The sequence below is a fragment of the Agrobacterium sp. CFBP 3001 genome (assembly GCF_027871605.1).
GTDB lineage: Bacteria > Pseudomonadota > Alphaproteobacteria > Rhizobiales > Rhizobiaceae > Agrobacterium > Agrobacterium leguminum.
The window spans coordinates 744,839-754,827 of sequence record NZ_JAQAHD010000001.1 but is presented as its reverse complement, the minus strand read 5'-3'; the positions used below and the strand labels follow the sequence as shown (position 1 = coordinate 754,827).

Below are 9,989 nucleotides of genomic sequence, written 5' to 3'. Positions count from 1 at the left end.
GGAAAACCCTTCAAACTAGCCATCGTCGCAACAATCCGGAAGCTCGTCACTATCCTCAACGCCATCGCAAGGACAGATCCAGCATTTGCTTGATCATCCACGGTTGCTTGATCCGGCATCCAGCCACGGCGCGTCTGCGCCGTGAAGAGAGTCTTTCGCGATCAAGGACTTGATCGCGCTGGACCCCGGATCAAGTCCGGGGTGACGGAGCGCATAATCAAGCCTCCACCACATACGTTCAGTCCATGAGGTTCGTTCTCAAAACTCCGTCCACTCATCCCCCTTCACGGCCAGCGCCGCATTGCCGCGTGCAGCAACGGGGCGAGCCTTCCGCGCCGGTGCGACCGGTGCGACCGGTGCGGCCGGTGCGGCTGGCGCGTGGGCCGGGCTTGCGGCGCGCTGCATATGCCGTGCCGTCTCCCGCAATGCCGAGCTTTGCTGGCCGAGCTGGAATTGCGCAAGCAGCGCGTGAAGGTTGGTACATTCCTGTGCAAGACCCGCACCGGCCGCATTCATTTCCTCGACCATAGCGGCATTCTGCTGCGTGGCCTGATCCATGTGGTTGACGGCCGTATTGACCTCGGAAAGGCCTGCCGACTGCTCCTGCGCCGCCGTGGCGATGGCGTCCATATGGGTGTTGACCGAAAGCACCAGCTGCTCGATCTCGGAAAGGCCGACGCCGGTATCGGCCACCAGCTTCACGCCCTCACCCACCGCAACGGCTGAAGCGGTGATGAGTTGCTTGATTTCCTTGGCGGCATTGGCGGAGCGCTGCGCCAGTTCGCGCACTTCCTGTGCGACGACGGCGAAGCCCTTGCCCGCATCGCCCGCCCTTGCTGCCTCGACGCCGGCGTTCAGCGCCAGAAGGTTGGTCTGGAAGGCAATTTCGTCGATGACGCCGATGATCTGGCCGATCTGGCGCGAGGAATGTTCGATGCGCTCCATGGCGGCGACGGCATCGCGCACCACCTTGCCGGAAAGATCGGCCTTTGTCCTTGCCTCACGCACCGTGTCGCGCGCATCGCTCGCCCGTTTGGAGGTGGCGGAAACATTGGCGGTGATCTCTTCCAGCGCCGCGGCGGTTTCTTCAAGAGAAGCAGCCTGCTGTTCGGTGCGGCGGGAAAGATCGTCGGATGCGGAGGATACCTCGTGGGCGCCGCCGTTCACGGTCTGCACGGACTGGCCAACGCTGGTGAGCGCTTCGCGCAGCTGATGCACGGAGCTGTTGAAATCGTGCCGCAGCGTCTCGAATTGCGGCGCAAACGGCGTGGCGATCTCGCAGACCATATCCCCGGAGGCAAGCCGGCGAAGACCGCCAGCCAGCGACCCCGTGGCCTGATTGAGACGCTCTTCGGCCTCGGCCTCGGCGCGCTGCTGCAGCTCGATACGGTCACGCTCGGCCTGCTCGCGGTTGCCGACGGCTTCGTCCTCAAGCTGCCGGTTGCGGATGGCCGCTTCGCGGAAGATTTCCACGGCGCGGGCCATCTCGCCGATCTCGTCGCCGCGTTTTGCGCCGGGCACATCGATGGTCAGGTTGCCGGTGGACAATTCCATCATCGCCTTTGTCAGGCGGCTGATCGGACGGGTGACGCGGCCGACGATGACGGCAAGGCAGAGAATGCAGACGCCAAGTGTGAGGATGAACGCAGCGAGATAGATCATCGCGCCGATAAAGGCGTCCTGTCTGGCCTTTTCGGCATTGGCGTTGAGAACATCCATCGCTTCGGAGGCGATTTTCGCGACCGTATCGAGGTTTGCAGTGACGGTATTGCGCCATGTATCGATGGTGAAGGCAGGTGCGCGGCCGTTGTTCAGATCGTCGATCAGCTTTGCGCGCTGCGTGACGAAATCACCCTTGAAATAGGTCCTGTCGGCAACGGCATAGATTTCCTTCAGCGCCTGCGGCGTCGATTCATGCGCGACGAGGTCGCCGGTGGCTTTCCAGGCAAAGGCCGCGCCGGCATCGAAATTACCGAGCTGCTGGGTTTCCTGCGGGGTCAGCGGCCGCTGCTGGGCGACGACCGCATTGATAACGACCGTGGCGCTGCCGCCGAGCGCACGCGCCGACCAGCCATAGGACCGCAACTGGATGAGGCCGGTGAGGCTCTGGTCGAGCGAGCGAACCTCACCTTCCACCGCCGTAGAGCCAGCTTCGAGCGCCGTCAGGAAATCCTGACCGAGCGCCAGCACGGTCTTGTCCAGCCCGTTTTCACGGCGGTCGAGCGGCAGGGTGACGTTTGCGTCAACCTTTTTGCGCAGCTCCAGGAATTGCGTGTAGATATCCTTCACGCGGGCAAGCGGGGCCTTGAGGCCAGCCTGATCGAGTGCGGCGGCCTGTTCGAGAAAGGCGCCCATGGCGGCGTCCACCTTCTGGCGCGACGCCTGAACGCTGGCGATGGTATTGGCCGTCTTCGCCGGATCGACCGTCAGCGCCGAGGCGCTGTTGCCGCGTTCACTGCGAAAGTTCAGCAAGGCGTTGAAAAGCAGCCTGTCCAGCGAAACGAGCTGCGCCACCTCCGAAAAGCTGCGGGCACGCTGCACGGACTGCAACATGCCGTTGCCCACGAAGCCCGCCAGCGCGATGCCGATGAGCAGAAAAAATCCCACAAGTATATTGCGTATGCTGAAAGACATTTGGCGGCCCCCAATAGCCCGGATCGATAATGCCGCAAGCTAGCCTGTGGTCCTCTAAAATTGGATTAAATTCCCCCTGAATTTTTATGGGAAATAATTCGGTTCAAAACAAAAGGCCGCAGCAGGGATGAGCCTGCCGCGGCCTCTTGAAACTATGGGTTTTACCCGACCTTAAACGTCCGCGCCGAGACGCGCCCAGTCCATATAGAGATCGAGCGCCTTGCGGGCGACGGGGCCTGCCTGCAATTCACGATCATCGAGCTTCACGACGGGCGAAACCTTGGAATAATTGCCGGAGCAGAAGATTTCATCGGCCTCGCGGAAATCCTCGACCGAAAGCGTCGCTTCCCGCACGTCGAAACCGGCCTGGCGAAGAAGACCGATCACGCGCGAACGGGTGATGCCGGCAAGGAAGGTGCGGTTCGGAACCGGGGTAAGGACGACGCCGTCCTTGACCATGAAGATGTTGGCGGAGGCGGATTCGGCGACATTGCCGTTCATGTCGCGCATCAGGGCATTGTCGAAACCGCGCGAGCGTGCTTCCAGAATGGCGCGGCCGCTATTGGGATAGAGGCTGCCGGCCTTGGCGTCGGTCATGGCGGTTTCCGGCGAAGGGCGGCGCAGCGGCGAGACGGTGAGCGTCAGCGGCTTGCCGGCATCCATCGGCGCTTCGAAAAGGCAAAGCGCAAACCGGGTGGAGCCGGCATCGGGCGCCACGACGCTGCCCGGCATGCCGTGTTCGGCCCAGTACATCGGCTTGATGTAGATCGCCATCTTGCCGTCGAATTTCTTGACGCCTTCGAGCGCCAGGGACTCGATCTCTTCGGCCGTCATGGTCGGCTTCATGCCCATATTGACGGCGGAGCGATTGACGCGCTGGCAATGCAGATCGAGATCGGGCGCGACACCATCGAACCAGCGCGCACCGTCGAACACCGTGGAGGCCAGCCACATGGCATGCGAGGTCGGGCCGATGAGCGGCGGATTGCCGGGCAGCCATTGACCGTCAACATAGGTCCAGGTGGTTGATCGGGGTGCGGTATCGACGCTCATGGTGGTCTCCTGTCTCGAGCGTTTTCGTTCGGTAAAAACGCTCCGTCTTTTTTGTTCTGATGCATTGCCGGATGAAGAGCGGTGCGCGCTCTCAACGGGGCATGTGCTGGAAATCGGCCGGAGTGAATGCCTCTCCCCGGACGAGGTCAAGTTTTAATTGCAGCGATTTCTGATTTTGATGGAAAATAACAAAGTGATGGCCCCGTGAGCACGTTTTATGAGGCGAAACAAAAGGTTGATGAATAGGTTCATCACAATAATTCATGCATCGGACGATAGCGGCGCGATTTGCCCCATGCGATGCTGGCGATCTGACGGCATTTTGCAGGAGGAAAATCATGGCATGGTCCGCCCAACAATATCTGAAATTCGAAGACGAGCGGACGCGTCCCGCGCGGGATCTTCTGGCGCAGGTGCCGCTGGAGCGGGTGCTGAACGGCTATGACCTCGGCTGCGGCCCCGGCAATTCCACCGAGCTTCTGACCGACCGTTACGGCGTCAATGTCATTACCGGCATCGACAGCGATGACGACATGCTGGAAAAGGCGGCGGACCGGCTGCCGACCACGCGCTTCGGCAAGGCCGATCTTTCCCAGTGGAAGCCGGCGCAGAAGGCAGACCTGCTTTACGCCAATGCCGTGTTCCAATGGGTGCCGGATCATCTCACCGTTCTTTCGCAACTGATGGACCAGCTGGAAAGCGGCGGCGTTCTGGCCGTGCAGATGCCCGACAATCTGCAGGAGCCGACGCATCGCGCCATGGAGGAGACCGGAGCGAACGGTTCCTGGAAGGATGCGTTTTCAGATGGCAGGCTGCGCCGCAAACCCCTGCCCGCGCCTTCGGATTATTTCGATGCGCTGACGCCGAAATCCACGCGGGTGGATGTGTGGCACACCATCTATAATCATCCGATGAAGGACGCGGAAAGCATCGTCGAATGGGTCAAAGGCACGGGGCTGCGCCCCTATCTCACCGCCGTCGGCGAGGAAAACCGCGAAGCCTTCCTCACTGACTATACGCGGCGCATCAAGGCGGCCTATCCGCCGATGGCGGACGGCCGCCTGCTTCTGCGCTTTCCCCGCCTTTTTGTGGTGGCGGTGAAGAAGTAGCTTCAGCCCGCGAAAGCATAGACCCGGAGACGATGATTGTCGGGGTCGGCGGCGGTAAAGGTGTAGCCGAATTCCATGCCTGCCGGCTGCTGCAGCATGTCGATGCCCTTCGCCTGCCAATCCGCAAAAATTTCGTCCACCCGCGCATCGTTTTCAACGCGGAAGGCAAGCTCGCCGCCGCCGCCCGTAACGGATGCTTTCGGCTCCACGGTGTGCCGCGACCAGAGGCCAAGCTTCATGCCGTTCTGAAGCACGAAGAGCGCGAATGTCGGCGAGGCTTCGACCGGCTCCGCACCCAGCAGGGCCTTGTAAAATTCGGTGCTGGCCGGCGGGTTGTCGACGTAAAGGATGGTGAAATCGGGGTGGGTCATGGCTGTTCTCCTGTGTTGCGGATGAACGGTTTCTAGACCCCGCTGCTGTCAGTTTTTGTCAGCATGATGCCGCCGCCGCTGTTTTTCCCTTTCGCGCCATTCTTTCAGCAGCGCCTGGCGTCGGCGCGGATAACGGCTGTCGAGAGGGCGGAAATCTTCGATGCGGTCGGCCCGGAAACTGCGGTAGTCCTGCCGTGTCTCGCACCAGCCCAGCACCACCCGCACCAGATCGAAAAAGGCGAGTGCGAAGGGCCAGATCACCCGTTCCGTCACCTCTCCCTTTTCATCGCGATAGGTGATGACGACCCTGCTTTCCTTACGGATCGTATCGCGAATGGCGGCCAGATCGACATGGATGGCGGCAGGGCCCTGGCCCGGACCGACGAGCAGGGTGGAATGATCGAGTTCCTCGCGCAGGGTATCGGGAAGCACGGCGCCGATCTTGACGAGGGCGGCGCGGGCGGCCTCCGCCAATCCCGCATCGGCACGGCCCGCCACCCAGCGCGAGCCGAGCACCAGCGCCTCGATTTCCTGCTGCGAAAACATCAGCGGCGGCAACAGGAAACCGGGGCGCAGCACATAACCCACGCCCGCCTCGCCTTCGATATCCGCGCCCTGCGCCTGAAGCGTCGCTATATCGCGGTAGAGCGTGCGCAGGCTGACGCCGGTTTGCGCGGCAAGGGCCGCGCCGCTGACCGGCATGCGGTGGGAGCGCAGGATCTGCAACAGATCGAGAAGCCGTTGTGAGCGTGACACGCGATATTTCCTTCCATCCGTATATTTAAATCCATACCGCGATATGATCTTCTGCAGCCGACTGTTATCGCCGCGCCTGACCGCCCGCAATGGCGTGGATGGTGATCGCGTCGAAACTGTTGAAACCGATCGCGCAGATACCAGTTAATGAAAGACGGCTTCCCCCACCCGGCATCCCGCGCCGGCCGTGTTTTCAGCAAACAGGAGAGACATCCCATGTATGACGTCAGCGCGAATGGCGCGAATATTCCCGCCCTCGGTTTCGGCACCTTCCGCATTCCGGAAGACGATGTCAGGCGCATTCTGCCGGAAGCGCTGAAACTCGGCTTCCGCCATGTCGATACTGCGCAGATCTACAAGAACGAAGGCGCGGTCGGCGAGGTCATCGCGCAATCGGGCATTTCCCGGCACGATATATTTCTGACCACCAAGGTCTGGGTGGACCGCTTCCGCCACGACGATTTTCTCGCTTCCGTCGATGAAAGCCTTGCGAAGCTGAAGACCGACTATGTCGATCTGCTGCTGCTGCACTGGCCGAAGAGCGATGTGCCGCTTGCCGAGCGCATGGGCGCGCTGAACGCGGTGCGCAAGGCCGGCAAGGCGCGCAATATCGGTATTTCCAACTTCAATGTGGCGCTGACCGAAGAGGCGGTGAAACTGTCCGACACGCCGCTTGCCACCAACCAGATTGAATATCACCCCTATCTCGACCAGACGAAGGTGATTTCGGCCGCGCGCAAGCACGGAATGTCGGTGACGGCCTATTATCTGATGGCCGATGGCAAGGTGCCGAACGATCCCGTGCTGAAGGATATCGGCGCAAAACACGGCAAGACCGCCGCGCAGGTGACCCTGCGCTGGGCGGTGCAGCAGCCGGATATCGTGGCGCTTTCCAAGACGGCGACGGAAAGCCGCCTCAAGGAGAATTTCGATGTTTTCGATTTTGCGCTGACGGAAGAGGAAATGCGGGCGATCCACGCGCTGGCCAGACCGAATGGCCGCATCGTCAATCCCGGCCACCTCGCGCCCGATTGGGACGACTGAGGCGGCCTTCCCTCCGCTCTGGTCTCATCGCTCGGTCAGGGCCAGCTTCGCACCCAGCGCCACAAAAGCGGCCGCGAAGCTGCGCCTCAGCCAGGCGAGGACCACCGGGCGCGACACCACCTGCCGCCGGACCGAGGCGGCGAAACAGCCATAAAGCGCAAACACCAGAAACGTCATGGCCATGAAGATCAGCCCGAGATCGATCATGCGCCATGTCGGCAAAGCCTCATCCGCCGCGATGAACTGCGGCAGGAAGGCGAAAAAGAAGATCGACAGTTTCGGGTTCAGCAGATTGATGAGGATCGCCTCGCCGATGATGCGGGCGGCCTTGCGGGGCTCCCTCGTATCGTCGATCTTCAGCGCACCGTCCTCCCGCAGCGTGTTCCACGCCATGTAAAGGAGGTAGGCGACCCCCAGATATTTGACGATGCCGAAGGCGAGCGCGCTGGTGTGCAGGATGGCGGCAAGGCCGGTGATGGCGGCGAGCAGATGCGGCACGATGCCAAGCGTGCAGCCGAAGGCCGCAACGACGCTCGCCCTCGCCCCCTGCGAAAGACCGGCGGCCAGCGTGTAGACCACGCCGGTTCCGGGAGAGGCTGCGACGATGAAGGATGTGATGAGGAATTCGGGTGTCATGGTGCGGGTGTGTCCTGTGGGTGGAGGACAGGAGCATGAGGGTGCGTGAGGTGGGTGTCTTGGATGAAATTGCGCCACATCCGCACACCGTCACCCGAGCCGGGATTCAGCGTGGTCAAGTCCTTGACCACGAAAGACTCCTTTCACGGCGCAGACGCGCCGTGGCTGGATGCCGGATCTAGTCCGGCATGACGGAAGAGGGGGACGATCCGCCGCCTGACGCCGCCCGGTAAACCGCCGGCGTAACCCCGAATTGCCGCACGAAGAACCGGTTCAGATGGCTCTGGTCGGCAAAACCGGCGGCAAAGGCCGCCTCGGCGGGCGGCGTGCCTCTGGCCAGTGCATGGCGTGCCGCATGGACGCGCCGCTGGAGAAGATAGCTGTGCGGCGTAAGCCCGGTCGCCCGGGCGAAAGCGCGCAGGAAGCGAAACTGGCTCATGCCGGCCTCTGCGGCGAGATCGGCAAGGCGGAACGGCCGGGAGGGCTCGTCGTCGATGCGGCTTTTCGCCCGCTTTATATTCTCGGGTGCGGCGATATCGCCCGGCTTCGCCGCCTTCTCCATCGCGCCCGCCAGAAGCGTCAGCAGGGTTTCGTCGCCACGAAGGGTTTCGCCCGGCCGTTCCCTTGCCGTCATGGCTGCAAAGACCGCGTTAAATCGCTTCGCCAGCGGCCTGATATCGACGGGATAGGCAAATTCGAACGCGCCGCGATCCGTCTCGCCGATATCGGCAATGGCGTCGCGGACGATATCGATGTCGAGATAGAGCATCCGCCAGGCGCGGCCGCCCTCCCCGAGCGGAATACCGTCATGCACCTCGCCCGGATTGACGGTGATGAGATGGCCGGCGCCGGCTTCCACCATGCCGCGGCCGGAGAGCGATTTCTGTGCCCCGCGTTCGATGAGACCGATGCCGAACTGGTCGTGCATGTGGCGCGGAAAGGAACGGTCGCTATCCGCCGCCACGGCGACGACACCGGGCAGAATGGTTTTCGGCATCAGGAACCGGCCTTGGGCCATGACAGCGCGCGCTCCGCAGATTAGAGCGCGACGCTATCACAGGATGCCCAGTCGAGACAGATGCGGCGTTTACGGATGCATATGATTGATCATGGCGAAGACCTGATCGAAATTGCCGTTCTGCGCGGCGAAACGCAGCGGCTTGCAGCGTTCCACCACCACTTCCTTCTCATCCGGGCGATTTTCAAGAATATCCATCACCTCGGAAATGAAGGCGTCGAGCGGCATGGCCCTTTCGTCGCTCGCCTGCCCCTCGCCCATCAACGTTGTCTGCACATAGGGCGGCACGATTTCGATGACCTCCACCGGCGTTTCCTTCAGCTGCTCGCGCAGCGCGACCGAATAGGCATGGATGGCCGATTTGGTGGCGCTGTAGGTGGGGGTCAGCACCATGGGCACGAAGGCGAGGCCGGAGGAAACCGTCAGCACAGTGGCTGCGGGTTGCTTGAGGAAATGCGGCAAAAGCGCCGCCGTCAGGCGAATGGGTGCTAGAAGATTGGTGGCGATGGTTTCTTCGGCCGTGTCGAGATAATCCGGTGCTGCGGCGATGTCTTCCGGCCGCATGATGCCGGCATTGTTGATGACGGCGTTGAGGGTCGGATGGGCCTTTACCAGAGCTTCGGCAAACGCGCGGATGCCTGCGGCGTCCGTCGCGTCCATCACCATCGAGGCCATGCCGGGGTTGGCGGCCGTCACCTCGTCGAGCACGGCCTTGCGGCGGCCGGAAATGATGACCCGGTTGCCGGCCTTGTGAAACGCCTCCGCCAGCGCCCGGCCGATGCCGGAACCGCCGCCGGTGATGAGAATGGTGTTATCAGCGATTTTCATTGGAACATCCTTTGCTTGTTGGCTGGAAGGAAGTTAGCTATGATACTCTCCAATCGAAAGTAGGCACCCAAAAGATTTATACTTACCTGAAGGAGAGTGTAAGATGAAACGGCACGCCGCCGACCCGGCGATTGAGAGCCGGCGCAAGGTTCCGCCGCCCGCGGATACCGATCCGGCAATAGAGGCGCTGGTTCAGGACATCATTGCCAAGGTGGCCGACAAATGGACGATGCTCATTCTGGAAGTGCTGGAAGAGCATGGCACGCTGCGCTTCACGCAGATCGGCAGGCTGGTCGGCAATATCAGCCAGAAGATGCTGACGAAAACGCTGCGGCAGATGGAAAGCGACGGGCTGGTGCGCCGCACCGTGCATCCCGTCATTCCGCCGCATGTGGATTACGGCCTGACGAACCTCGGCCGCACGCTGGGCAGCGCCTTTTGCGGCGTGTGGATATGGGCGGAAACGCACCATGCCGAAATAGAAGAGGCGCGGCGCCTGTTCAACGAACAGCCGCCGCGCCCCGCTATGGAGTAGTTTCG

At 61.9% G+C, this 9,989-nt stretch carries 10 protein-coding genes; 3 read left to right on the top strand and 7 right to left on the bottom strand.

Annotated features, from left to right (window positions below):
- Positions 1–258: 258 nt before the first annotated feature.
- Both PH605_RS03715 and PH605_RS03710 read right to left on the bottom strand, forming a co-directional pair.
- On the bottom strand, positions 259–2,634 hold the full coding sequence (locus tag PH605_RS03715) for a methyl-accepting chemotaxis protein (RefSeq protein ID WP_142843896.1): 2,376 nt from the start codon (positions 2,632–2,634) through the stop codon (positions 259–261).
- A 171-nt stretch (positions 2,635–2,805) separates the two neighbouring features.
- Positions 2,806–3,687 carry a branched-chain amino acid aminotransferase gene (locus PH605_RS03710; protein ID WP_059753963.1) on the bottom strand — a complete coding sequence of 294 codons (882 nt, stop codon included), beginning with the start codon at positions 3,685–3,687 and terminating at the stop codon, positions 2,806–2,808.
- 338 nt (positions 3,688–4,025) lie between these two features.
- Here PH605_RS03710 and tam point away from each other — a divergent pair, with 338 nt between their 5' ends.
- Positions 4,026–4,796 (top strand): trans-aconitate 2-methyltransferase, encoded by a 771-nt coding sequence (gene tam / locus PH605_RS03705; protein WP_142843897.1) that lies wholly within the window; start codon positions 4,026–4,028, stop codon positions 4,794–4,796.
- Between the two features lie 2 nt (positions 4,797–4,798).
- On the opposite strand, the gene PH605_RS03700 is transcribed toward tam, so the two are convergent.
- Positions 4,799–5,167, bottom strand: coding sequence for a VOC family protein (locus tag PH605_RS03700; RefSeq protein ID WP_142843898.1), 369 nt, complete (start codon positions 5,165–5,167; stop codon positions 4,799–4,801).
- Between the two features lie 48 nt (positions 5,168–5,215).
- The gene (locus PH605_RS03695) at positions 5,216–5,923 is read right to left on the bottom strand and encodes a helix-turn-helix transcriptional regulator (protein ID WP_142843899.1); all 708 of its coding nucleotides are present in this window, start codon (positions 5,921–5,923) and stop codon (positions 5,216–5,218) included.
- Between the two features lie 216 nt (positions 5,924–6,139).
- On the opposite strand from PH605_RS03695, the gene PH605_RS03690 reads away from it, so the two are divergent.
- A complete protein-coding gene (locus tag PH605_RS03690; protein ID WP_078051101.1) occupies positions 6,140–6,967 on the top strand; it encodes an aldo/keto reductase in 828 nt (275 codons plus the stop codon).
- A 24-nt stretch (positions 6,968–6,991) separates the two neighbouring features.
- Here the strand turns inward: PH605_RS03690 and PH605_RS03685 are convergent, their stop codons facing one another.
- The 3 genes from PH605_RS03685 to PH605_RS03675 all read right to left on the bottom strand — a co-directional run bounded on the left by PH605_RS03685 (position 6,992) and on the right by PH605_RS03675 (position 9,449).
- Positions 6,992–7,603: a LysE family translocator gene (locus PH605_RS03685; RefSeq protein WP_142843900.1), complete on the bottom strand. Its 612-nt coding sequence runs from the start codon at positions 7,601–7,603 to the stop codon at positions 6,992–6,994.
- A gap of 178 nt (positions 7,604–7,781) precedes the next feature.
- The gene (locus tag PH605_RS03680; protein WP_142843901.1) at positions 7,782–8,621 is read right to left on the bottom strand and encodes an AraC family transcriptional regulator; all 840 of its coding nucleotides are present in this window, start codon (positions 8,619–8,621) and stop codon (positions 7,782–7,784) included.
- A 69-nt stretch (positions 8,622–8,690) separates the two neighbouring features.
- Entirely contained in the window at positions 8,691–9,449 is a 759-nt protein-coding gene (locus PH605_RS03675) for an SDR family oxidoreductase (RefSeq protein WP_059753982.1), read from the bottom strand.
- Positions 9,450–9,552: 103 nt separating this feature from the next.
- Here PH605_RS03675 and PH605_RS03670 point away from each other — a divergent pair, with 103 nt between their 5' ends.
- Positions 9,553–9,984, top strand: coding sequence for a winged helix-turn-helix transcriptional regulator (locus PH605_RS03670; RefSeq protein WP_020813107.1), 432 nt, complete (start codon positions 9,553–9,555; stop codon positions 9,982–9,984).
- The last annotated feature ends 5 nt before the right edge of the window (positions 9,985–9,989 follow it).

Excerpts from the sequence above, each read along its gene's own strand:
- PH605_RS03715 (WP_142843896.1), bottom strand. The coding sequence starts at position 2,634 with ATGTCTTTCAGCATACGCAATATACTTGTGGGATTTTTTCTGCTCATC.
- PH605_RS03710 (WP_059753963.1), bottom strand. The coding sequence starts at position 3,687 with ATGAGCGTCGATACCGCACCCCGATCAACCACCTGGACCTATGTTGAC.
- tam (WP_142843897.1), top strand. The coding sequence starts at position 4,026 with ATGGCATGGTCCGCCCAACAATATCTGAAATTCGAAGACGAGCGGACG.
- PH605_RS03700 (WP_142843898.1), bottom strand. The coding sequence starts at position 5,167 with ATGACCCACCCCGATTTCACCATCCTTTACGTCGACAACCCGCCGGCC.
- PH605_RS03690 (WP_078051101.1), top strand. The coding sequence starts at position 6,140 with ATGTATGACGTCAGCGCGAATGGCGCGAATATTCCCGCCCTCGGTTTC.
- PH605_RS03685 (WP_142843900.1), bottom strand. The coding sequence starts at position 7,603 with ATGACACCCGAATTCCTCATCACATCCTTCATCGTCGCAGCCTCTCCC.
- PH605_RS03680 (WP_142843901.1), bottom strand. The coding sequence starts at position 8,621 with ATGGCCCAAGGCCGGTTCCTGATGCCGAAAACCATTCTGCCCGGTGTC.
- PH605_RS03675 (WP_059753982.1), bottom strand. The coding sequence starts at position 9,449 with ATGAAAATCGCTGATAACACCATTCTCATCACCGGCGGCGGTTCCGGC.
- PH605_RS03670 (WP_020813107.1), top strand. The coding sequence starts at position 9,553 with ATGAAACGGCACGCCGCCGACCCGGCGATTGAGAGCCGGCGCAAGGTT.